At 69.7% G+C, this 20,916-nt stretch carries 26 protein-coding genes and 1 tRNA gene; 12 read left to right on the forward strand and 15 right to left on the reverse strand.

What is annotated here, in order from left to right; all coding sequences use genetic code 11:
- Positions 1-16: 16 nt before the first annotated feature.
- Entirely contained in the window at positions 17-682 is a 666-nt protein-coding gene (locus tag ACNF49_RS03055; protein WP_357966143.1) for an NUDIX hydrolase, read from the reverse strand.
- Between the two features lie 49 nt (positions 683-731).
- Positions 732-1,454: an endonuclease III gene (gene nth / locus ACNF49_RS03060; protein ID WP_357966140.1), complete on the reverse strand. Its 723-nt coding sequence runs from the start codon at positions 1,452-1,454 to the stop codon at positions 732-734.
- 76 nt (positions 1,455-1,530) lie between these two features.
- On the opposite strand from nth, the gene ACNF49_RS03065 reads away from it, so the two are divergent.
- Both ACNF49_RS03065 and ACNF49_RS03070 read left to right on the forward strand, forming a co-directional pair.
- Positions 1,531-1,959, forward strand: coding sequence for a hypothetical protein (locus ACNF49_RS03065; RefSeq protein ID WP_357966138.1), 429 nt, complete (start codon positions 1,531-1,533; stop codon positions 1,957-1,959).
- Positions 1,960-2,092: 133 nt separating this feature from the next.
- Complete coding sequence (locus ACNF49_RS03070) at positions 2,093-2,773, forward strand: Crp/Fnr family transcriptional regulator (RefSeq protein WP_125644033.1); 681 nt, start codon at positions 2,093-2,095, stop codon at positions 2,771-2,773.
- On the opposite strand, the gene ACNF49_RS03075 is transcribed toward ACNF49_RS03070, so the two are convergent.
- From ACNF49_RS03075 to sp36, 4 genes are read right to left on the reverse strand one after another with little or no spacing between them, the layout of a single operon-like run.
- On the reverse strand, positions 2,755-3,543 hold the full coding sequence (locus ACNF49_RS03075; protein ID WP_357966135.1) for an MBL fold metallo-hydrolase: 789 nt from the start codon (positions 3,541-3,543) through the stop codon (positions 2,755-2,757). The two genes, ACNF49_RS03070 and ACNF49_RS03075, sit on opposite strands and share 19 nt — an antisense overlap.
- Positions 3,540-4,358 (reverse strand): NUDIX hydrolase, encoded by an 819-nt coding sequence (locus tag ACNF49_RS03080; protein ID WP_357966132.1) that lies wholly within the window; start codon positions 4,356-4,358, stop codon positions 3,540-3,542. Before ACNF49_RS03080 ends, ACNF49_RS03075 begins: the two co-directional genes overlap by 4 nt.
- 49 nt (positions 4,359-4,407) lie before the next feature.
- On the reverse strand, positions 4,408-4,866 hold the full coding sequence (locus tag ACNF49_RS03085; RefSeq protein WP_357966130.1) for a RidA family protein: 459 nt from the start codon (positions 4,864-4,866) through the stop codon (positions 4,408-4,410).
- Positions 4,863-5,018, reverse strand: coding sequence for a Sp36 family protein (gene sp36, locus ACNF49_RS03090; protein ID WP_352321370.1), 156 nt, complete (start codon positions 5,016-5,018; stop codon positions 4,863-4,865). The genes ACNF49_RS03085 and sp36 overlap by 4 nt, the downstream gene beginning before the upstream one ends.
- A 131-nt stretch (positions 5,019-5,149) precedes the next feature.
- On the opposite strand from sp36, the gene bagA reads away from it, so the two are divergent.
- Entirely contained in the window at positions 5,150-6,154 is a 1,005-nt protein-coding gene (bagA, locus tag ACNF49_RS03095; RefSeq protein WP_482942736.1) for an ATPase BagA, read from the forward strand.
- The gene (gene bagB / locus ACNF49_RS03100) at positions 6,151-7,278 is read left to right on the forward strand and encodes an ATPase BagB (RefSeq protein ID WP_352321366.1); all 1,128 of its coding nucleotides are present in this window, start codon (positions 6,151-6,153) and stop codon (positions 7,276-7,278) included. The genes bagA and bagB overlap by 4 nt, the downstream gene beginning before the upstream one ends.
- 53 nt (positions 7,279-7,331) lie before the next feature.
- Here bagB and ACNF49_RS03105 read toward each other — a convergent pair whose 3' ends face one another.
- Positions 7,332-7,628, reverse strand: a complete 297-nt coding sequence (locus tag ACNF49_RS03105) for a WhiB family transcriptional regulator (RefSeq protein ID WP_090771382.1) — start codon at positions 7,626-7,628, stop codon at positions 7,332-7,334.
- Positions 7,629-7,872: 244 nt separating this feature from the next.
- Between ACNF49_RS03105 and ACNF49_RS03110 the strand changes: the two genes are divergently transcribed.
- Together ACNF49_RS03110 and ACNF49_RS03115 are read left to right on the forward strand one after the other, a co-directional pair.
- Positions 7,873-9,879, forward strand: a complete 2,007-nt coding sequence (locus ACNF49_RS03110) for a transglycosylase domain-containing protein (RefSeq protein ID WP_482942737.1) — start codon at positions 7,873-7,875, stop codon at positions 9,877-9,879.
- The gene (locus tag ACNF49_RS03115; protein WP_498701960.1) at positions 9,879-10,202 is read left to right on the forward strand and encodes a hypothetical protein; all 324 of its coding nucleotides are present in this window, start codon (positions 9,879-9,881) and stop codon (positions 10,200-10,202) included. The genes ACNF49_RS03110 and ACNF49_RS03115 overlap by 1 nt, the downstream gene beginning before the upstream one ends.
- Positions 10,203-10,671: 469 nt before the next feature.
- Here ACNF49_RS03115 and ACNF49_RS03120 read toward each other — a convergent pair whose 3' ends face one another.
- Positions 10,672-11,127, reverse strand: a complete 456-nt coding sequence (locus tag ACNF49_RS03120) for a GatB/YqeY domain-containing protein (RefSeq protein ID WP_357966123.1) — start codon at positions 11,125-11,127, stop codon at positions 10,672-10,674.
- An 89-nt stretch (positions 11,128-11,216) separates the two neighbouring features.
- On the opposite strand from ACNF49_RS03120, the gene ACNF49_RS03125 reads away from it, so the two are divergent.
- From ACNF49_RS03125 to ACNF49_RS03135, 3 genes are all read left to right on the forward strand, one after another.
- Positions 11,217-12,080, forward strand: a complete 864-nt coding sequence (locus ACNF49_RS03125) for a metallophosphoesterase (RefSeq protein WP_482945718.1) — start codon at positions 11,217-11,219, stop codon at positions 12,078-12,080.
- Positions 12,081-12,144: 64 nt separating this feature from the next.
- Positions 12,145-12,218 (forward strand) — tRNA-Pro (locus tag ACNF49_RS03130).
- Between the two features lie 458 nt (positions 12,219-12,676).
- On the forward strand, positions 12,677-13,297 hold the full coding sequence (locus ACNF49_RS03135) for a TMEM175 family protein (RefSeq protein WP_482942739.1): 621 nt from the start codon (positions 12,677-12,679) through the stop codon (positions 13,295-13,297).
- Between the two features lie 74 nt (positions 13,298-13,371).
- On the opposite strand, the gene ACNF49_RS03140 is transcribed toward ACNF49_RS03135, so the two are convergent.
- Positions 13,372-14,763 (reverse strand): hypothetical protein, encoded by a 1,392-nt coding sequence (locus tag ACNF49_RS03140; RefSeq protein WP_482942740.1) that lies wholly within the window; start codon positions 14,761-14,763, stop codon positions 13,372-13,374.
- Between ACNF49_RS03140 and ACNF49_RS03145 the strand changes: the two genes are divergently transcribed.
- Positions 14,747-15,379: a hypothetical protein gene (locus tag ACNF49_RS03145; protein WP_482942741.1), complete on the forward strand. Its 633-nt coding sequence runs from the start codon at positions 14,747-14,749 to the stop codon at positions 15,377-15,379. The two genes, ACNF49_RS03140 and ACNF49_RS03145, sit on opposite strands and share 17 nt — an antisense overlap.
- Positions 15,380-15,424: 45 nt before the next feature.
- Entirely contained in the window at positions 15,425-15,958 is a 534-nt protein-coding gene (locus ACNF49_RS03150; RefSeq protein ID WP_482942742.1) for a hypothetical protein, read from the forward strand.
- Positions 15,959-15,983: 25 nt separating this feature from the next.
- Here ACNF49_RS03150 and ACNF49_RS03155 read toward each other — a convergent pair whose 3' ends face one another.
- From ACNF49_RS03155 to ACNF49_RS03165, 3 genes are all read right to left on the reverse strand, one after another.
- The gene (locus ACNF49_RS03155; protein WP_482942743.1) at positions 15,984-16,835 is read right to left on the reverse strand and encodes a hypothetical protein; all 852 of its coding nucleotides are present in this window, start codon (positions 16,833-16,835) and stop codon (positions 15,984-15,986) included.
- Positions 16,832-17,383 (reverse strand): RNA polymerase sigma factor, encoded by a 552-nt coding sequence (locus ACNF49_RS03160; RefSeq protein WP_482942744.1) that lies wholly within the window; start codon positions 17,381-17,383, stop codon positions 16,832-16,834. Before ACNF49_RS03160 ends, ACNF49_RS03155 begins: the two co-directional genes overlap by 4 nt.
- A 124-nt stretch (positions 17,384-17,507) precedes the next feature.
- Positions 17,508-17,681, reverse strand: a complete 174-nt coding sequence (locus ACNF49_RS03165; protein ID WP_482942745.1) for an SRPBCC family protein — start codon at positions 17,679-17,681, stop codon at positions 17,508-17,510.
- Between the two features lie 718 nt (positions 17,682-18,399).
- On the opposite strand from ACNF49_RS03165, the gene ACNF49_RS03170 reads away from it, so the two are divergent.
- Positions 18,400-19,308, forward strand: a complete 909-nt coding sequence (locus tag ACNF49_RS03170; protein ID WP_357966106.1) for a WXG100-like domain-containing protein — start codon at positions 18,400-18,402, stop codon at positions 19,306-19,308.
- Positions 19,309-19,323: 15 nt separating this feature from the next.
- Here the strand turns inward: ACNF49_RS03170 and ACNF49_RS03175 are convergent, their stop codons facing one another.
- From ACNF49_RS03175 to ACNF49_RS03185, 3 genes are all read right to left on the reverse strand, one after another.
- Entirely contained in the window at positions 19,324-19,677 is a 354-nt protein-coding gene (locus ACNF49_RS03175) for a YbaB/EbfC family nucleoid-associated protein (RefSeq protein WP_357966104.1), read from the reverse strand.
- Positions 19,678-19,694: 17 nt separating this feature from the next.
- Positions 19,695-20,045: a hypothetical protein gene (locus ACNF49_RS03180; RefSeq protein WP_482942746.1), complete on the reverse strand. Its 351-nt coding sequence runs from the start codon at positions 20,043-20,045 to the stop codon at positions 19,695-19,697.
- Positions 20,046-20,520: 475 nt separating this feature from the next.
- On the reverse strand, positions 20,521-20,883 hold the full coding sequence (locus tag ACNF49_RS03185; protein ID WP_357966098.1) for a nuclear transport factor 2 family protein: 363 nt from the start codon (positions 20,881-20,883) through the stop codon (positions 20,521-20,523).
- Between the last annotated feature and the right edge of the window lie 33 nt (positions 20,884-20,916).

The raw sequence follows: 20,916 nt of genomic DNA on the forward strand, positions 1-20,916 counted from the left end.
GCCCGGCGTCCTCGCGTCAGGGCGCCGGAGTGGTCCGCTCGCGCAGGCCCAGCCGCACGACCTCGGCCGGCAGGTCCTCAAGCCGCGCCTGGTCCCACGGACGTTCGAGGCCGCCCGCGCGCAGCACGGAGTCGAGCACCATCGCGGTGAACCCCCACACCAGCATGCCGCGCACGTGGAAGGCCGGCCCGGCGAGCCCGCTGGGATGCCGCAACATGACCCGGTTGCCCGGATCGACCAGCTCGGCGATCGGCACCCGCTCCACGGACTCCACCTCGTCGGGCGAGGCCGCGTGCACGGCGGACGGCGTGTGCCACCAGCCGAACACCGGGGTGACCCGGTTGTCGCTGTGGTCGAGGTAGAGCTCGGGCATCGTGCCGAGGACGCGGACGCCACGGGGATCGACGCCGGTCTCCTCCTCCGCCTCGCGCAGGGCCGCGCCGACCGGGCCGCCGTCGTCGGGATCGACGCCGCCGCCGGGGAAGGCGGGCTGGCCCGCGTGCCTGCGCCCGCGTGAGCTGCGCTGGATGAGCAGCACGTCGGGGCCGAGCGGACCCTCGCCGAACAACATCAGCACCGCGGCCAGGCGCCCGCCGTCGGCCGGGGGCCGCAGGTAACGGGGGACCGTGATGCGCGCGGCCTGCGCCGCCAGCCGTTCGAGCCAGTCGGGCACTTCTGTCACGCCAACCTCCAACACGGCACGGCCTCGATCACTTCCCGCTGCTCGCCGATCAGGAGAAGGGACCGGGCCTGACCAGCTTCTCGGCCTCCGCCTCGCCGGTGGGCCCGGTGCCGAAGGAGGGGCACAGGTTGGCCAGCGGGCACACGCCGCAGGCCGGGCGGCGGGCGTGGCAGATGCGGCGGCCGTGCCAGATCACCCGGTGGGAGAAGATCGTCCACTCGCGCCGGGGCAGCAGCTCGGCCACGATGTGCTCGATCTTGACGGGGTCGGTCTCCTCGGTCCAGCCGAAGCGGCGCACGAGCCGCTGGAAGTGCGTGTCGACGGTCAGCCCCGGCACGCCGAACGCGTTGCCGAGCACCACGTTCGCGGTCTTGCGGCCCACGCCGGGCAGGGTGACCAGGTCTTTGAGCCGGCCGGGCACCTCGCCGCGGTAACGCTCGCACACGGCCTGGGCCATGCCGATGATGCTGTTGGTCTTCGCGCGGAAGAAGCCGGTCGAGCGGATGATGTCTTCCATCTCGGCGCGGTCGGCGGCGGCGTAGTCCTCGACGGTGGGGTATTTGGCGAACAGGGTGGGGGTCACCATGTTCACCCGCTTGTCGGTGCACTGGGCCGACAGGATGGTGGCGACCAGGAGCTCCAGCGGGTTGCGGAAGTCGAGCTCACAGTGGGCGTCGGGGTAGGTCTCGGCGAGGACGCGGTTCATCCTGCGCGCCCGGCGTACCAGGGCGAGCTGGGTCTCCGGCTTGCGCCCCGCCGCGTTCGTGGCCATGCCGCAAGACTATGGGAACGGTTGAACCTTCTACGCCGCGTTCGCGTACAACCTGGCGGCTTGGAGGGCGGCGACCATGGGCGATCGGCACAAGGGCGAGTCACTGACCGAGTTCGTCCGCGCGGGCGGACCGTTGCGCGGTGCGGCGCTGCACCGGCTGGCGCTGGGCAGCGCGGCGGCCATGGCCAGGATGCACGCCCATGGCGTGACCGGCCTGCGGCTCACCCCCGACAACGTCGCGCTCGGCACGCGCGGCCAGGTGCTGGTGGGCGTGCAGGGCTCGCCCGGCCGCGGCGGCCCGGCCGCCGACGTGCGGGACTGGGCCGAGCTGGTGACGTTCGCGAGCGGGTCCGGCGCGCTGCCGCAGCCGCTGCGCGGCGTCGTCGAGCGCTGCCGCCGTCCGGAGCCGGCCGGCCGCCCTTCGGCGGCCCATGTCGTACGCGTCCTGCTGGGCCACACGATGGCGACGGCGGTCGCCTCCGTGGACGACCTCCTGCGGAAGTAAGCAGGTCACCCGATTTGTTCATACACTTCAGTGCGCGACACATCAGGGCAATCCCGGGCTAAACCGGGCATTCCCATAGCCTGTGTGTGCCGCCCGGAGTGGGGTGAGTCACAATGGCAGCAGAGGAGGCAGAGTGAACACCGAAGATGTGCTGGGCAAGGCCCCCCTGTTCGCCGCGCTCGACCGCGAGAGCGCCGCGGCGCTGCGGACGAGCATCACCGAGGTCCAGCTGTCCAAGGGACAGACCCTCTTCCACGAGAACGAGACCGGCGACCGGCTCTACGTCGTGCTCGAAGGCAAGATCAAGCTTTCCCGCACCTCGCCCGACGGCCGCGAGAACCTGCTGAGCGTGCTCGGCCCGAGCGAGATGTTCGGCGAGCTGTCGCTGTTCGACCCGCGTCCGCGCACCGCCACGGCGACGGCGCTGACCGACGTGCGCCTGGCCGGGCTGGGCCACGACGACCTGCGCCCGTGGCTGACCGGCCGCCCCGAGGTGGCGCTGCACCTGCTGCGCGCGCTGGCCCAGCGGCTGCGCCGTACCAACGACGTGCTGGCCGACCTGGTCTTCACCGACGTGCCCGGCCGGGTCGCCAAGCAGCTACTCGACCTGGCCGAGCGGTTCGGCACCAAGACCGACGACGGCATGCGCGTGCACCACGACCTCACCCAGGAGGAGCTGGCCCAGCTCGTCGGGGCCTCGCGCGAGACGGTGAACAAGGCCCTGGCCGACTTCGCCCAGCGCGGCTGGTTGCGCATCGAGGCCAAGGCCGTGGTCATCCTCGACATGGACCGGCTCTACAACCGCTCCAGGTAGTCGAGCTGGGCCCGCACGGAGACCTCCGCCGCGGGCCAGAGCGACCTGTCGACGTCGGCGTACACGATCTCGACGACCTCCTGCGGCGTGCGCGCGCCGCGCGCCTGCGCCGCCCTGATCTGGTCGAGCCGCTGCCGCCGGTGGGCGATGTAGCCGTCGAGGGCCGCGATCGGGTCGGGCAGCACCGGGCCGTGGCCGGGCAGCAGCGCCCGCGCCCCCAGGCCCTCGGCCGCCGCCCGCAGCCGGTCGAGGCTGCGCAGGTAGTCGCCCAGGCCGCCGTCCTGGGCGATGATCGTGGTGCCCCGGCCTAGGACGGTGTCGCCGGTCAGCATGGCCCTGTCCTGGGGCAGCCAGAAGCACAGCGAGTCGAACGAGTGGCCGGGCGTGGCGTAGACGTGCAGCTCCAGGCCGTCGACCGTGATCACGTCGCCGTCACCGAGCCCTTCGTCGCCGAGCCGGTGGCGCGGGTCGAGTGCGCGTACGGGGGCGTCGACCAGCTCGGCGAACCGTTTGGCGCCGCCGCTGTGGTCGGCGTGGCCGTGCGTGAGCAGGATCTGGGTGACCCGCCGCTCGCCCAGATGGTCGCGTACGCGCAGCAGGTGCGCCTCGTCGTCGGGCCCGGGATCGACCACGACCGCGTCACGGGTGCCGATGACCCAGGTGTTGGTGCCGTCGAGCGTCATGGCGGACGGGTTGGGCGCCAGCAGGTTCTCGGCGTGCTCGGTACGGGAACCGTCGGGCGTGCCGAGCGGGATGTGCAGTCCGCTCACGGCGTCATCAACCTCATCTCCCCCTCGACCTCCATGGCCGTCGGCAGGATCGCGGTGATCCGCCGCTCCTCGGCCAGCACGGACGCCACGCTGTCGTGCCCGGCCAACTCGGCGAGCGTGTGGGAGGTGGGCGGCATCAGGAAGATCTCACCCGCGCGCCACAGCTCGATCGCCTCGGCCGGCCGCCGCCACACCACGTGGTCGGCCTCGCCCCCGACGTCGCGCGTGCGCTGGCCCTCGGGCAGCACCGCCACGAAGAACCGGGTGTCGAACCTGCGCTGCTCGATCTCCGGCGTGATCCAGTGGGCCCACGGCTTGAGCAGGTCGGACCTGAGCACCAGGCCACGCTTGGCCAGGAAGTCGGCGAAGGCCAGACTCCGGTCGATCAGCGCCAGCCGGTCGGCCTCCCAGTCGTCGCCCGTGGTGTCCTCGACCACGCTGTCCGGCCCCGGCCCCGCCAGCAGCACGCCGGACTCCTCGAACGTCTCCCGCACGGCCGCGCACACCAGCCCACGCGCGACGTTCTCACTGGCGTGGAAGACCTCGCCCCACTCCTTGGGGGACGGCCCGGCCCAGGCCACCGCCTGGTCGGTGTCGCGTGGATCGACGGAGCCGCCGGGGAAGACGTAGGCGCCCGCCGCGAAGGCCATCGTGGACTTCCGCCGGAGCAGGTAGACCTCGGGCCCGCCGCGCGGGCCCGAACCGCGCAGGATCACCACCGTGGCGGCGTCGCGCGCCGGGACGGGGGCGAGCCGCCCGGCGATGATCTCTCTGGCTCGCGCGGCGAGCTCGTCGGGAAGGGGAAGACCGGCCACCTGACCTCCTACTAGAACATCACTCGGTCATGGTGACACATCCTGGTGGTCAGGAGACCTCCGCGATCAGCTCCACTTCCACGGGGGCGTCCAGCGGCAGCGCGGCCACGCCCACGGCGCTGCGGGCGTGCTTGCCCGCCTCGCCGAACACCTCGGCCAGGAAGTCGCTGGCGCCGTTGGCCACCTGGGGCTGCTCGGTGAAGCTCGGCGCGCTGGCCACGAAGACCACGACCTTGACGATCCGGCGCACCCGGGACAGCTCGCCCAGCTCGGCCTTCAGCGCGGCCAGCGCGTTGAGCACGCAGATGCGCGCCTGCGCCTTGCCCTCGTCGACGCCGAGGTCGACGCCGAGCTTGCCGGTCTGGTGCAGTTTGCCCTCCAGCATGGGCACCTGGCCGGAGGTGTAGACGAGGTCGCCGGTACGGGCGGTCGGCACGTACGCTGCCAGCGGCGTCACGGGCTGGGGCAGCTCGTGCCCGAGCTCGGCGATCCGCTCCTCGGGGGTCACGCCTTCTCCCGCTTGAAGTAGGCGACGAGCTGCTCGGGCGAGGCGCCCTGGACGATCTGGACGAGCTCCCAGCCGTCGGACCCGAAGTTGTCGAGGATCATCTTCGTGTTGTGGATCAGCACCGGAGCGGTGAGGTACTCCCATTTCTTCATGGCATGACGATCTCATGGAAAGCCGCTTCCCGGCCTGTCACCCCACCCATACGGGGGGCGGTGACCACAATGTGAGCAATCAAACGGTGGCCGTCGGGTTTCGACAAGTAACCGTTCGGTAGCCTCGAAACGTGGACTCTCCGGACACGGACTGGGGCGACGTGCGGCTGCACGTCGTCACCGGCAAGGGCGGCACCGGCAAGACGACCGTCGCCGCCGCCCTCGCCCTCGCACTGGCCGCGGGCGGGCGCAAGGTGCTGCTCGTCGAGGTGGAGGGCAGGCAGGGCATCGCCCAGATCTTCGACCTGCCGCCGCTGCCCTACGAGGAGCGCAAGATCGCCGTCGCGCCCTCCGGCGGCGACGTGTACGCGCTGGCCATCGATCCCGAAGAGGCCATGCTCGAATACATGGAGATGTTCTACGGCATGCGCAGGGCCGGGCGCGCGCTGACCAAGATGGGCATCGTCGACTTCGCCACCACCGTGGCCCCCGGGTTCCGCGACGTCCTGGTCACCGGCAAGACGACCGAGGCCGTACGCAGGCGGGGCAAGAACGGCCGCAGGGTCTACGACGCCGTCGTCCTCGACGCGCCGCCCACCGGCCGCATCACGCGCTTCCTGAACGTCACCCAGGAGGTCGCCGGCCTGGCCAAGGTCGGCCCGATCAAGAACCACTCGGAACTCGTGAACGGCGTCGTGAAGTCCAGGGAGACGATGGTGCACTTCGTCACCCTCCTGGAGGAGATGCCGGTGCAGGAGACCCTCGACGGGGTCGCCGAATTGCGCTCGGCCGGGCTTCCCGCAGGTTGCGTTTTCATCAACATGGTCCGTGAATCACTGCTTCCACAGGCCGCTCTTGACATGGCTGTCAAGGGCCGATTCGACGTGGGCGAGCTGGCGCTGGGGCTCAAGGCGGCCGGTCTCGCCGACACCTCCGACGCCGCCGCGATGGCCGAGGCGCTCTCCGAGGAGGTCATCGAGCACGCCCGCCGCACCGAGCTGGAGCACGCCGAGCGCGAATCGCTGGCCGAGGCCGGCCTGCCGCGCGTCGAGCTGCCGCTGCTGGCCGACGGCGTCGACCTGGCCGGCCTGTACGAGCTGGCCGAAGTCCTCCGCACCCACCGGGGAGCCGTGTGAAGAAGCCCATCCCCCTGGACGTCGACGCGATCCTCGACGACAAGGGCACCCGGATCATCGTCTGCTGCGGCTCCGGCGGCGTCGGCAAGACCACCACCGCCGCGGCCCTCGGCCTGCGCGCCGCCGAACGCGGCCGGTGCGCGGTCGTGCTGACCGTCGACCCGGCGCGCCGCCTGGCCCAGTCGATGGGCCTGACCGAGCTGGACAACACCCCGCGCCTGGTCAGCTCGCCCGAGGGCGGCGGCCAGCTCTTCGCCATGATGCTCGACATGAAGCGCACGTTCGACGAGATCATCGAGGCGCACGCCGACCCCGAGCGGGCCCGCCAGATCCTGTCGAACCCCTTCTACCAGTCGCTGTCCTCCAGCTTCTCGGGCACGCAGGAGTACATGGCGATGGAGAAGCTCGGCCAGCTCCGTCGCTCCGACGAGTGGGACCTGATCATCGTGGACACGCCGCCCTCGCGGTCGGCGCTGGACTTCCTCGACGCGCCCGAGCGGCTCGGCCGCTTCCTCGACGGACGGTTCATCCGGCTGCTCACCGCCCCCGCCAAGGCGGGCGGGCGCAGCGCGTTCCGGCTGCTCAACGCCGGGTTCGGGTTGATGGCCGGAGCGATGACCAAGCTGCTCGGCGCGCAGGTGATCAAGGACCTGCAGACGTTCGTGTCCGCGTTGGACGCCGTGTTCGGCGGGTTCAGGCAGCGGGCCGAGATGACGTACAAGCTGTTGCAGGCGCCGGGCACGGCCTTCCTCGTGGTGGCCGCGCCGGAGCGCGACGCGATGAGGGAGGCGTCGTACTTCGTGGAACGGCTCGCCGAGGAGCGCATGCCCCTCGCCGGGCTCGTGGTGAACCGGGTGCACGTGTCGCCCGGCTCGGCACTCTCGGCGGCACGCAGCGCCGCCGCGGCCGAGGACCTGGAGTCCAGGGGCGAACACGAGTTGACGGCCGCTGTGCTGCGGCTGCACACCGGCCGGATGCAACTCGCCACTCGCGAGAGCCGCGAGCAGGAGCATTTCGTCTCGGCTCATCCCACGGTGCCCGTGGCACAGGTACGTGCGATGTCCGGAGATGTCCACGACCTAGCCGGCTTGCGGCAGATCGGGAACCTGTTGGCGAGCGCGTAGAGAAAGCACGGCCGACGGGCGGCGCCGGCCGTGCTTTCCCGCCGCGGGCCCGATCAGCCCGCGATCAGCTCATTGGTCCGTTCGTACTCTTCCTTCGCGGACTCGAGCAGGTCGCGCCACGAGTCCACGTCGGGCCGGCGCCTGAGCAGCGCACGGCGTTCGCGTTCGGTCATACCGCCCCACACCCCGAACTCGATGCGGTTGTCCAGCGCATCGGCGAGGCATTCGGTACGGACCGGGCATCCTCGACAGATCAGCTTCGCCCTGTTCTGTGCGGCGCCCTGGACGAACAGCGCGTCCGGGTCCGCACCCTTACAGGCGGCACGGGAGGTCCAATCCGTGATCCACATTTTTCGACCCCACTCCCCTTAGGTGGTCAGTCGTCATTTGGGGCCGACGGGCGCGGGCGCCGAGCCTCCGTATTCAGTTGCCGCAGAGGATGAACGTACGCAACTTCACGTTCGGGCCGACAGACCCCAGAGGACCAATTTCTCGCCGGACTGTTGACCGGGAATGACTAGTCACCCCTCCCAGTCAAGGCGAAATGGTGTCGTGTTACCGATAAGGACAGTGTTTCGACGTACCCTTGGGAGCGTGCAAGCGAAGGGCAAAGACCGCTCCCACCCGCTCCTCAGCGTCCTGCGTCTGATCATCGCCGGGACGGCGGCGGGTGTGCTGGCGGCGGCGGTGGCGCTGCCGGCGGTCGGCGGGGCGGGCGTGTCGGCCAAGACCGCCATGGACGGACTCGAACTCAAGCCCAGGGAACTCGACGAACCCCCGCTGCCGGAACGCACGAAGCTGGTCGACGCCAACGGCAAGCAGATCGCCCAGTTCTACTACGAGAACCGGCAGTCCGTGACCCTCGACAAGGTCTCGCCCATCATGCAGACCGCGCTGATCGCGATCGAGGACTTCCGCTTCTTCGAGCACGGCCCGATCGACGTCGAGGGCACCGCCCGCGCCCTGGTGAAGAACCTCACCGGCGGCGGCGTCATGCAGGGCGGCTCCTCGATCACCCAGCAGTACGTCAAGCAGGTGCTGGTCAACAAGGCCGAGACGCCGGAGGAGCAGCAGGCGGCCATCGCCCCGACGATGTCCCGCAAGCTCCAGGAGCTGCGGTACGCCATGGCGATCGAGCGCAAGTACAGCAAGCAGCAGATCCTGGAGAAGTACCTCAACATCGCCTACTTCGGCGCGGGCGCGCACGGCATCCAGGCCGCGGCCAGGCGTTTCTTCGACAAGCCCGCCTCCGAGCTGGACCTGTCGGAGGCCGCCACGCTGGCCGGCGCCGTCCAGAACCCGGCCCGCACCGACCCCAACGTCGGCCCCGAGTCGCGCGAACGGCTGCTGCTGCGCCGCAACACCGTGCTCGACCGGATGGCCGAGATCCACAAGATCACCCGGGCGGAGGCCGACGCGGCCAAGGCCGAGAAGCTCGGCTACAAGGACGTCAAGTTCCCCGGCGGCTGCGAGGCCAGCAAGTTCCCCTACTTCTGCCTCTACGTCCAGTACGAGATCCTCAACAACGACGACTTCGGCAAGAACCAGGACGAGCGCAGGAAGCTGCTCCAGCGCGGCGGCATGACGATCAAGACCACGCTCGACCCCAAGATGCAGAAGGCCGCCGAGAAGGCCATCAAGAAGTACGTCAGCCCCAAGGACAAGCCCGTGGCCGCGCAGGCCATGGTCGTGCCCGGCACCGGCGAGATCAAGGCGATGGCGGCCTCGCGCAAGTTCGGCGGCAGCAAGAAGAAGAACGAGATGAGCTACAACGTCGTCGCCGACGCCGCGCACGGCGGCGGGCGCGGCTTGCAGCAGGGCTCGACGGCCAAGGCGTACACGCTGGCCACCGCCCTGGAGGAGGGCCTGAAGTACGGCGACGGCTTCCCCTCGCCGGCCGGGTTCACCGCGAGCGGGTACAACTCGTTCAAGGACTGCAAGGGCGACAACGTCGGCGACCCCTCGCACACCGCGCACAACTCCAGCGAGGGCGGCGGCGGTTTCAAGACCCTGCAGACCGGCACGTGGGGCTCGGTGAACACGTTCTTCCTCAGGCTGGAGCAGGAGGTCGGGCTCTGCAAGGTCGTCAAGCTCGCCAAGCGCCTCGGCGTCAAGCGGGCCGACGGCGGCAAGCTGCGCGAGGTCGAGACGTTCACGCTGGGCGTCAACGAGGTCGACCCCGTGACGATCGCCAACTCCTACGCCGTGTTCGCCTCGCGCGGCCAGTACTGCCAGCCGCTGGCCATCACCGAGATCAAGGACAGGAACGGCGCCGCCAAGCAGTACAAGCCGAAGTGCTCGCAGGTCATGGAGGAGGAGGTCGCCGACGCGGTCAGCGGCATCCTCTCGGGCGTGTTCACCAAGGGCACGATGAGCGGCGTGGGCGGCATCGGTCGTGACGCGGCCGGCAAGACCGGAACGACCGACGACTACATGTCCGCCTGGTTCGCCGGTTACACCCCGAACCTGTCCTCGGCCGTGAGCCTCGGCGACCCGCGCGGCGCCTCCACCCACAAGTTGATCGGGGTCACGATCGGGGGCAGTACTTCCCGTACGTGTACGGCGCCTCGATCTCCGGGCCCATCTGGAAGCAGGCGATGATGCAGGCGCTCAAGGGGGTGGAGCCGGCGGAGTTCACGCCGGTGGACCACTCGCGGTTCGGCGGCTGCTCCGACAAGTGCGCGCCGAAGCCCAAGAAGAAGAAGCGCGGGGGCGACGAGGGGCCGGGGGACGGCGATCCGTTCGAGAACTTCTTCGGCGACCACAACGACCGTGGCGACGGCGGCGGGGACGGGCGTGGGCCGGGCGACTGGCAGCGGCCGGGCAACGGGTTCGGCGGCGGGCTGGGCGACGGGCTGGGCGACGGGCTCGGCGGCCAGGCCAACACCGGGCTCACCGCCCCGGCGGCCCGAACCCGCCGCTGAGAGGCACGGGGCGGCCTTTGGGGCGACATCGCCCCTCTAGGGCTCTATGGCCGCCCAGTCCCGCGTACAACGCCCCAGAGGCTTCCCAGGGACGGCCCTCTCACGCGGCCGCCCCTGCCCACCTCCCGCAACACCCCTCAGACGGACACCGTAGCCCCGCCACCAACGCCGCCCCGGTGAACCAGCACCACCGCTCGGCCGGACCGCCTCCGCCATGAAGGGCCGCTGCCGTCACGTCGGACCGCCGCCGCCGCTCCCTCGGAACGCCACCGCCCGTGGGGCTGCTCCTGCCGCCACCACGGAGCTCCGTGGGACCGCCGCTGCCTCTTGAGCCGCCACCGCCGTGTCGGACCGTCGCCGTCACTGCGGACGGTCGCGGGAGCGGCGTCACGAGGGCGGCGTCCCGAGTGAGGACCTCCCACGCGAAGGCGGCATGTGTGGCTATCGGTGGGTGGGCGGTGTCGGGTGGTCAGGCGGTGAGGCGGGCGCGGACGGCGGCGGCGACGCGGCCGCCTTCGGCCTTGCCCGCGACCTTGGGGTTGACCACCTTCATGACCTGCCCCATGGCCTGAGGCCCGGACGCGCCGGTCTCGGCCACGGCCGCGTCGACGATCTGAGCCAGCTCCTCGTCGGAGAGCTGCGCCGGCAGGTACTCCTCCAGCACCGCCTGTTCGTCCAGCTCGGCCTGGGCCTGCTCGGTGCGTCCGGCGTTCTGGAACGCCTCGGCGGCCTCGCGCCGCTTCTTGGCCTCCTTGGTCAGCACCTTGATGACCTCGTCATCGCTGAGCTCCCTGGCCGTCTTGCCCGCCACCTCCTCGACGTTCACGGCCGCCAGAGCCATGCGAATCGTCCGGAGACGGACTTCGTCCCGGCTCTTCATCGAGGCCGTGAGATCGGCCTTCAGCTTGTCCTTCATTGCGCTCATGCGGTCCATCTTGCCGTCTGCCGGGACGCCTCGTGCCCGTTGTCAGGCATCATGAGTACGTGAGGAAAGCCGTCGCAGTGCCCCTGTCCATGATCGGTCTCGGCCTGGCCGGGCTGGGCTACGCCTCCGTCGTGGAGCGCAACTGGTTCCGCCTGCGCCGCTTCGATGTGCCGGTGCTGGAGCGCGGGCGGCGTCCCGTACGCGTGCTGCACCTGTCCGACCTGCACCTGACCCCCAGGCGCACGATGCTCATCAACTGGGTGCGCTCCCTGGGCGCCCTGGAGCCCGACCTGGTGGTCAACACCGGCGACTCGATCGCCCACCCCGAAGCGGTCCCCGCGCTCCTGCACGCCCTGGAGCCCCTGCTGTCCCGTCCCGGCCTGTTCGTCTACGGGTCCAACGACCTCTACGCCCCCCAGCCGAAGAACCCGGCCCGCTACCTCTGGCGTACCTCGAAGAACGACCGCCGCCAGCACATCCCCAACCTCCCGTGGGAGGAACTGGGCGCCGGCATGGCCGCCGAGGGCTGGCTGGACATGAACAACACCACCGCCCGCGTCAAGATCGGCGACCTCGACGTCGCGGTGGCGGGCATCCACGACTCCCACATCTCCCGCGACCGCTACGACCTGGTCGCCGGCCCGGCCCCCGCCGACGCCGACCTCCGCCTCGGCGTCATGCACTCCCCCGAGCCCCGCAACATGACCCGCTTCGCCGAAGACGGCTACCAGCTCCTGCTCGCCGGCCACACCCACGGCGGCCAGCTCTGCATCCCGTTCTACGGCGCCCTGGTCACCAACTGCGGCATCGACCGTGCCCGCGTGAAGGGCCTGAGCCGGCACGAGAGCTCCTGGCTGCACGTGTCCGCCGGCCTCGGCACCTCGCCGTACGCACCGGCCCGTTTCGCGTGTTTCCCGGAGGCGACGTTGCTCACGCTGGTTCCGCGACGCTGAGGCGGTCACGAGTACCCGCGAAGTCCGCTAGACTTTCTCAAGCACGCGCAAGACGGGCGTGCACCGGGGTGTAGCGCAGCTTGGCAGCGCGCTTCGTTCGGGACGAAGAGGTCGTGGGTTCAAATCCCGCCACCCCGACACAGTTTGGCCAGGTAGAGGGTCTGATCCGCTCAGCGGGTCGGGCCCTTTTCCGTTCCCGGAAGTCGATGGGAGCCATCTCGCTCGGACTCACCCCGTCGGCTTGTCGCCGAAGACGGTGTTCATGGTGAGCGCCCTTGGTGATCACCGGCTTGAACCGGCGCCGGTAGACGGTTTCGGTGACGCCGGCGCCCGCGACCCGACGAGAGCGGCGATGGTCTCGATCGGTTCCGCGGGGCTTGCGGGTCCTGGTGTCGCCTTGTGCCCGGTCGGCTCGACACGGAGCAGCGCTGTGGTCCCATGGCTTGACCGCGCCGCACGGGATGGCCGCGCCCGAACACCACAGTTGAGGTTCTTCGGTGTGTGCTCACGCGGTTCAGCGTCGCCGTGCCACTGAGACGCTACGGCAGAACTGCCCGCCATCGGGCGACTTGGTAGCCCTCGCTACGATACGCGGCGTGAGCGATGACTCTTCCGTGATGAGCACCGGGCGCCTGGAGGCGTTCAGCGACGGCGTTTTCGCCATCGCGATCACGCTGCTGGTGCTCGAGATCCGGCTGCCCGAAGGCTGGGAGAAGGACCTCGGGGGTACGCTGATCGGCCTGTGGCCGTCCTACCTCGCCTACATGGTGACGTTCCTGCTGGTGGGGATGATCTGGATGAACCACCACCGCATGTTCCACTTCATCCAGCGGACCGACGGCCTGCTGCTGGCCCTCAACGTGCTCCTCCTGATGGATGTCGCCTTCTTGCCGTTTCCCACGCATGTGCTGGCCGAGGCGCTGCACGCCGACCATGGCACCCAGATGGCCGCCGTCTTCTATGGCATCGTGCTGGTGATCGGCGGCATCTTCTACAACGCCGTGTGGTGGTACGCCTCGTCAGGGCACCGCCACCTCGGCGGGCACATCACTCCGGCCGAGGCACGCTCGTTGCGATTTCGTTGGGGCATGGGGCCGGTGCTCTATCTCGTCGCGACCGTCATCGGCGCGTTCAGTGCGATCGGCGCGCTCGTGTTCTACGTGTTGTTGCTCATCTTCTACATGTTCGACATGCGCCCCAGGCGACAGGCTGCGTAGCACCACACGGACAGTATTAGGAGGCCGCGAGTTCGGGGTTGCCGCTGGAAGCGGGAGCCCGTGTTCTGTTCGTCCTACTGGTTGGCGGGTTGGTAGCCGTCCGGCGGGCTGTTCTTGGTGTACCAGGTCTTGCCGGTGGCCAGGTCGAGGAAGAAGTTTCTGCGCTCCTCCGTCCCCGCGTTCCCTCGGAGCACCTCGAACGGGCCCTTGGTCGACCAGCCCTTGCCCGATTCGATCGAATCGCCGTCGGGGAGGCGGGGGCGCACGCGGTGGATGCGCTCGCGGGTGGTGAGGTCGTAGGTCTCGACGAGGTCGCCGTACTCGCTGATGACCACGAGCCGGCTGCGGTCCGGCTTGAGGAAGGCGGTGTCGGATTTCAGGAGCACGTCGGGGATGGCGATGTTCAGCAGTTCCTTGCCGCCATGGTCGTGGGCCACCAGGCGGGAGTCCGTCGTGACCACCACGCCCGCGGAGTTGACCTGAAGCACTTTCAGCGCGCCGGGAAGCGTGGTCTCGCTCCACGACCTGGTGTCGATGACGCGGGTGCCGTTCCTGGCCAGGGCGACGTACCTGCCGCGGTCGCTGACGCTCACCTCGGGCACGTCCGCGTCGGCGAGCCGGCCGCTGAGATCATGCCGGGTCCCCGCGTGTTCGTAGACCATGCGGCGCGAGGTCCGGTCCAGGTAGACGGCGGTTCGCCGATCGGGGCTCACCACGAACGGCGCCGCCTTCGGCGCCCCGCCCTTCATGACGACGTACGGCGCGGCCTGCGGGAACGGCATGTCGTCCACCAGCCAGTAGCGGCACGGGTCGTCCATCTCGTCGATCCAAGGACAGGTGGGGCGTTTCACCTTGCCGATCTCCTGGAAGGAAGCCCGCTGCTCCGGGAACTGCCGGGGCATCGTGTACTGCTGCACTTCGCTCGGCAGCGCCTGCCGGGGCCCGATGAGAACACCGGCGAGCACTGTCGCGGCTCCCGCCAGATATCCGGCGCGAACAGACCATCGGCGAATGGCCGAGTCCGTCTCGTCCGGAATTTCCGGCCCGGCATTTCGCTCGGCATACGATATCGCCGTCACCACCGCGACCACGACGACAGCATGGGCGAGCCGGGTCGGGGTGATTCCCCGCGATAGCAGGAGATAGCAACCTGTCACGGCGGAACCGCACACGGCGAGCAGCCAGACCCGGCGATAAAGGGCGTCAGCGTCCGGCGACCGTACGACACGGAATACCGGAACCACGCACCAGCCCAGGACAAGATAGAACGGATCCGCGGTCAGGCCCGCAACGGGGGCGGCGAGAACCACGGCCACCAGCCGCCACCGGCGCAGACCGGTGAAATAGGTGATGATCCGGCGGGCATTGGTGCCGGTGACGGTGAGACCCGTCAGGGCGGCGAACCTGTCGAGGCGTCCTTGGCTGAGGGGCACGGCTGCGGCGAGCACGGTGACCAGCACCGCCACCCAGGAAATCACCGGGGGTATCGACACAAGGCGCCACAATATATGGTTCCATCTCGTGAGTTCAGCGGATATATGGCAGCAATTCGGCATCGCCCCGCGTACGCGTATGCCGGCCGTAGTGTCCATCTGTCTCGTGCTGATGTGTGTGGCGGCGAGCTTGTGGTGGTCAGGGGCGACAACGCCGCGGATCCAATGGACAATCGACAGCTTCTTTCCCTCGGCCGACGTGGACGACAATGGCGTGCTGTCCACCAGGGCCCTGTTCGAGCTCGAGAACGAGGCGATTTCCCCAATCACCATCACGGATATCTCGATGTCCATACCGGGCCTGCGTCTGCTCCCTCCCGAGAGCTCGCAGGACGAATCGGCCAAGACCACTGTTGAGGGCCGCGGAATGGACTCGGTGAGCCGGCGGATCGTCATCACCGACTGCGGGGCGGTGCCGCACGAGCCGCGGCCGATCCGATTCACCTACCGGACCTGGCTGGGGACGGGTTCGTCGGAGGTGACGCCGACGTCGTGGCAGCTGACCGGGAAGGCGGGCCAGGTACCCGTGGCCTGGCAACGCGGCCTGGCCGGCCTGGTGTGCAACAAGGCGGTGAGCGGCGAGTTCTGACCGCCGTCCGACAGGAGAGCCGCCCACAGGAGAAGGGCACTGCGCGTGCATCCCGTAACGAAGATCGCCACCGGGCTGGTCGTCGCCTTCGGCGCCCTCCGGCTCAACGGCCTCGACCTGCTGTTCGACCCCGTCGGCTGGGGGCTGTGCGCCGCCGGGCTGCTGTCGTTGGAGCAGCCCGGCGACGCCTTCGCCAGGGCCCGGACATCGGCGGGCTGCATGGTCCCCGTCTCGCTGGTGGCCGTTTTCATGGGCGGCGAACCCACGGACGGGCCGATCAAGGACGTGATCGGCATCGCCGCCACGGCCGGCGCCCTGATCGCCGTCTGGCTGATCGTGGACGCGTTCATGATCCACCTGCGCTCGAGCGGCGACACCTCACAGGTCGCCCTGCTGGACGTGCTGCGCTGGGCGGTGGCGGGTCTGGGCGCGGCCGGCCTGCTGGCCGGGCACGGCTACGCCGAACTGTCACCCGTCCTGCTCGCCGGGTGGTTCGCCGCGCTCGTCGTCCTGGTCGTCATGCTCTTTCGCCTGGCCGACAGGCCGGAGTTCTCCGACGGCAAGGTCGGTTCCATGTAGCGCGATGACGAGAGTCCGTGCCGGATCACCGGCATCCGGCTTTCTGCTGCAGTGTCCGGACGAGGTCGGTGGGCAGGTCCGAGTCGCTGACCTGGAGCGTCGCCTTGCCGGCCATCGTCAGGTAGCCGCCGACGACGTGCATGGACTCCGGAACCGACGCCTTGGTCACCGGTTCGGTCTCCTCCCCCTCCTTCGTCCAGAAGGCGGGGCCGAGGACGTCGAACGCCTGGACGTCCACACCGCGAGCCTTGAGCAGGGCGCGCACCTCACTGACGGGCCTGTTGTGGTACGGCGCGCAGTGCATGGGCTCGCCCAGCGAGTCGAAGCCGGTGGTGATCTCGTACTTCTCGCCGGGACGCGCCTCCCGGCCGAGGATGACCTCGGCCGAACCCTTGAAGTCCCGGCTGACCTTGATGCTGATCGGGCAGCCGCCCGCCGTCTCGCAGCCTTCCTGCCGGTCGACCACCTCGATCCCGTTCGGTTCCACCGTGCTCGGGGCGACCGAGCCGACGTTGCTGGGCGTGGACGGCAACAGCCGCAGCTTGATGTCGAGCCCGGCGTCGCGCAGCTGCTGCTGGTACACCTCCGGCTTGGCGAACATGTCCTTGACCTCGATGACGAAGTAGCCGCCCTCGTCCTTGACGTCGAGGGCCGAGGCCGAGGCGGGCCCGAGGGTGACGACGACGGCCAGCGACGCCGCGAGGGCGCCCACCGCGGCAGGCAGCGCGAGCAGGGTGCGCCGCCTCCTGCGCGCGGGCAAGGCGGGGGCCGGCTCCGCCTCCATGATCTTGTACATGGTCTCCCGGGCGCCGTCGGTCAGGCCCGGCCCCGCGGGCGAGGCGAGACGCCTGACGATGTCGTCGAGTTCGTCGTTCATGAGGTCTCCTTGGCGAGACGGACGGCCCGCGAGCCGTACCGGGCAAGATCGGGGTCTTCGGCGGCGAGCTCGGCCGCCAGGCGCTTCCTGGCGCGGTGCAGGCGCTGCCGGACGGCGAGGCGCGAGCATCCGAGCACCTGCGCCAGCTCGGCGTTGCCGAGCCCCTCCCAGGCGACGAGCGAGAGCACCTCCCTGTCGTCGGCGGACAGCCGCATGAAGGCCGCGCGGGCGGTCTCGGGCGCGGTGCCGGCCGCGGGGTCGGTCCATTCCGCGAGTTCGGTACGCAAGCGTGTGGTGAGGGCCGCCCTGCGGGACTCGCCGCGGCGGTGGTTGGCCAGCGTTCGCCGTGCCACCGCGTACAGCCAGAGCCGGGTGCGGTCGCCGGTGGGCACCTCGCCGAGCCGCCGCCACGCGGTCGTGAACGTCTCGGCGATGACGTCGGCGACGTCGTGAGGGTCGTCGCTGCGCCGCCGCACATAACCGGAGACGGTCGCGTAGTGCTCGGTGTAGAGCTCCTCGAAGCGTTGCCGGGGGTCCGGTGGGCCCACGTGTTCGTCCCTTCCGTAGGGGTATGTCACATCAAGCAGGTGTCCGGATGGGTGCGGGCGTGACAGGCGAATACGGAGAAGGCCGCCTCCGGAGTACGGAAGCGGCCTTGTCGCTGCTGTTTTCCTACGGTCGGTGGTCGAGGTGGTGGCGGTAGGCGTCCAGGACCAGGCCGTGGAAATGGTGGACGGCGTGCTCCGACAGTCCTGAGCCGTCGGGGTCGTACACGATCTTGCCCTGGGTGAACGCGGGCGTGCGCATGCCACGCTGGACGCTCTCCACCAGGGCGATGTCCTCCACCTGGAGCACCTCGTCGATGTAGCGGATGCTGTCCAGCTCGGCCTGGTCGGGCTCGGCGGTCTCCAGGTAGAAGTCCCAGGTCCTCGTCCCGTACGGCGACGATCGGCAGGCCGGCCACCGTCCCCGTCACGTAGCTGCCCGGCGCCCGCAGGCGTTCCACGTGACACAGCCATTGCCAGGTACGGGCGAAGATGGCCTGCTGGTCGATGTCGTGCCATTTCGGGTCGGTATAGGCGTCGGCGTGCAGGGACATCGACAGTGCGGGATCGGGGTGGTATCCGGCGGAGATGTGATCGAATGCGGGGTTCGAGGCGGGGGTCACCGTACCTCCGAGGCATGAGCCGCATTGAGGGCTGATGATCCATTGTGTACGGATCGCCGGCCCGCTTCCATGGGTGACGCCGCCTTCGCCCTTTCGGGCGTCGTTCGCGCGGGCCCCGGAGGCCGTCCGGCCGAAGAAGAAGCCGCGAATGAGCAGGAAAGCGCCGGCCACGAAAGCCGATCGAGACCGCCGCCTCCGCACCGGTCTTGGCGATTATCGCGCCGCACTGCTACGGGTGCGCAATGGGCGGTATCCGGGGCTCGTAATAGGCCCTGACGGGAAACTCCGATCGGACCGGCAGCTGAACGGCGGCGGAAATCTGGGACTGGCGTTATCGAGGATATTGATGGGATGATCCGACGACCAATTGTTGATTTCAGCAGAAGGGGTTGTCGAATGAGTCCGTCTTCCCGGGCGCTGCCGATGGCGGGGTTCATGTTCTCCGCCGTCGGAGTGGGCGGTGTGGTTCTGCAGATGTTGAGCGTGGCCTATCCCGACGGCGATCCGGCAAAGGCGCGGGCGGCCGCGGAGTTGTTGCGGCAACTGGCGGGACGCGTGGACGCCAGCCTTGACGACGTGGAGGAGGTGGCGGCCCGGGTCTGGCGTCCGCCGAGTTCCGGTGCGGGCATTGACGCGTTCCGGACGTATTTCAACCAGGAGATCGCGCCTTATCCGCCGCGCGTCTCCGCCTACGTCCGGGGGCTGGCGGACGCGGTCGAGGATTATGCCGAACTGCTGGAGCGCACCCAGCACACGTTGCGGACGATGGCCATGATCCAGTGGCTGGAACTGCTGATGTTCTTCTGCTGGCCGGCGATCGACAAGAAGGTCCAGGTGATGATCAACTGGGCGATACGCAGGTCGCAGGCGCGGCTGCTGCTGAAGATGTTCGAGCACGCCGTGGGCAAACGGTTCATCTACGCCGTCGGGGGCAGCCTGGCCTACACCGTTCTCGACCAGGCGGTCGTCGACGGGCTCAAGCTGGCGAGGGGCGAGGACACCGGCTCCTGGGGGGACCGCGGCGACTACATGCTGAAGAACTTCGCGGCGGCCATGGTCTTCTACCACGTGGACCCCGCCAACTTCGGCAAGGCCGCGAACGTGCTGCCGAAGAACCCGGCGGCGCGGAACGCGGTCGTGTTCCTGACCGGGTCCACCATCTTCAGCACCACCGCCAACGCACTCAACCGGCCGGGCGACGTCGTGGACGACCCGGTCAGCCTGTTGCCGACCTGGCAGCAGATGCTCGCCAAGCTGGGCGTCGCCGCGGGCCAGGACCAGTTCAGGCGGTGGCGCCGGTACTGAGTGCCGGTCACGACGTCAGTCCCGGGTGAAGCGACGGACCTCGTCGGCGAAGGGGGCCAGACCGGTCGTCATCAGGCCGGACATCTGGGCGGCGAGGTCCTCGGCGGCGGCGTTCGCGGCGGCCAGGACGGCCTCGGCCAGGGCGTCCGCACCCAGTCGCATGGCCCGCGGATCGATGCGCAGGCCGCCGAGCGCGCCGGTCGGCAGCACCTCGGCCGTCACCTGGCCGTCGGCGGCCTCGCCACGGCCGCGGACGGCGTCGAGGGTCTGCTGCAACTCCTCCAGCGGGCGGACGTCGGCCTGGAACTGGCCGAGGAGGTGACGCATCTCGTCGTCGAGGTAGGGGGTGGGGTCTTCGGGGGTGGTCATCGGGGGCTCCAGGGGTGTCAGATGAGCTGTCCGTCCTTGGGGGAGAGCTTGGGCGGGTCGGACACTTTGGGCAGAGATTCGATGGTGGCCCAGTTGGCGACGTCGAAGCTGGTCCGCATGTCGGCCAGGCGGTCGGCCACCGCCGGATAGACGTCGCGCAGGGCGTCGACGTAGGTCTCGGCCTTCTTCAGGGCCGTCGAATAGTTCTTCTTGAAGGTGTTCGCGGTCTCGTCCGTGCCGGCGAAGTCGCCCAGTGCGGCGAGGGCGTCGAGGATGCGGCGGGTGTCGGTCGCGAATTCGGTGCGCTCGGCGAGGAAGGCGCCGGCGGCCTTGGTGAAGGTGGTGCCGTGCACCTCGGTGGTCGGCATCCCGGAGCCTTGGGGGGCGGCCGCGGTCGGGGCGGGGGCCGAGGGGGTGGCGCTCGGGGCGGGAGCCACCGCCGAAGGGCTCGGTGTCCCACTGGGGGTGGTGGTCGGGGTCGGGGCTGGCGTCCCGGTCGGGGTTGGGGTCCAGGTCGGCGTCCCGGTCGGGGTCGGCGTCCCGGTTGGCGTCCCGGTCGGGGTCGGCGTTCCGGTTGGTGTCCCGGTTGGTGTCCCGCTGGGGGTCGGGGTTCCGGTGGGGGTCGGGGTTCCGGTGGAGGTCGGGGTGGGGGTGGGGTACGGGGTCGTGGGGCTGGGGGTCGGGGGCTCGCTGGGGGTCGGGGACGTGGGGCTCGGGGCGGGGGTACCGGTCGGGGTGGGGGTGGGCGGCTCGTAGGTGGGCATGACGGTTCTCCTGTCGGTACGTGGCCGCCGGCGGGCGCACAGAGTTGTCCACAATACCGACAGGAATACGGGGCAGGGGTTACGACTCGTAGATGGGGGCGAGATCGGCGAAGATGCGGTAGTTCGAGATCAGGCCGTCGTCGCGGGTGTGCCAGATCGACACGGCCACCACCGCGGCGTCCTTGCCGTCGAGCCGCCGGTACGTCACCTCGGTCTCGGCGATCGTGTCGGCCCCCACCTGCCAGTCCCGGACGATCCGGTGCCGCAGGCCACCGATGGTCGAGTAGAACGTCCGCAGGCCGGCGGCGACGGCGTCGCGTCCCACCATGGGCTCGGCGTTGCCGAACACCAGGATGGCGTCCTCGGCCAGCAGCTCGGCGAACTTGTCGGGGTCGAACGAGTCGACCGTCCGGAAAACGCGTCGTACCACATCGTGGGACATGTTGATCATTCCTCACGGGGACGGGGTCGCTGG

The sequence above is a fragment of the Actinomadura sp. ATCC 39365 genome, assembly GCF_054392275.1.

Coding starts and splice junctions, on each gene's coding strand:
- nth (WP_357966140.1), bottom strand. CDS start 1,454: ATGGCCACGAACGCGGCGGGGCGCAAGCCGGAGACCCAGCTCGCCCTG.
- ACNF49_RS03175 (WP_357966104.1), bottom strand. CDS start 19,677: ATGACCACCCCCGAAGACCCCACCCCCTACCTCGACGACGAGATGCGT.
- sp36 (WP_352321370.1), bottom strand. CDS start 5,018: ATGAAGAAATGGGAGTACCTCACCGCTCCGGTGCTGATCCACAACACG.
- ACNF49_RS03170 (WP_357966106.1), top strand. CDS start 18,400: ATGAGTCCGTCTTCCCGGGCGCTGCCGATGGCGGGGTTCATGTTCTCC.
- ACNF49_RS03115 (WP_498701960.1), top strand. CDS start 9,879: ATGCAGGCGCTCAAGGGGGTGGAGCCGGCGGAGTTCACGCCGGTGGAC.
- ACNF49_RS03120 (WP_357966123.1), bottom strand. CDS start 11,127: ATGAGCGCAATGAAGGACAAGCTGAAGGCCGATCTCACGGCCTCGATG.
- ACNF49_RS03185 (WP_357966098.1), bottom strand. CDS start 20,883: ATGTCCCACGATGTGGTACGACGCGTTTTCCGGACGGTCGACTCGTTC.
- ACNF49_RS03155 (WP_482942743.1), bottom strand. CDS start 16,835: ATGAACGACGAACTCGACGACATCGTCAGGCGTCTCGCCTCGCCCGCG.
- ACNF49_RS03180 (WP_482942746.1), bottom strand. CDS start 20,045: ATGCCGACCACCGAGGTGCACGGCACCACCTTCACCAAGGCCGCCGGC.
- ACNF49_RS03105 (WP_090771382.1), bottom strand. CDS start 7,628: ATGTGGATCACGGATTGGACCTCCCGTGCCGCCTGTAAGGGTGCGGAC.
- ACNF49_RS03065 (WP_357966138.1), top strand. CDS start 1,531: ATGGGCGATCGGCACAAGGGCGAGTCACTGACCGAGTTCGTCCGCGCG.
- ACNF49_RS03125 (WP_482945718.1), top strand. CDS start 11,217: ATGATCGGTCTCGGCCTGGCCGGGCTGGGCTACGCCTCCGTCGTGGAG.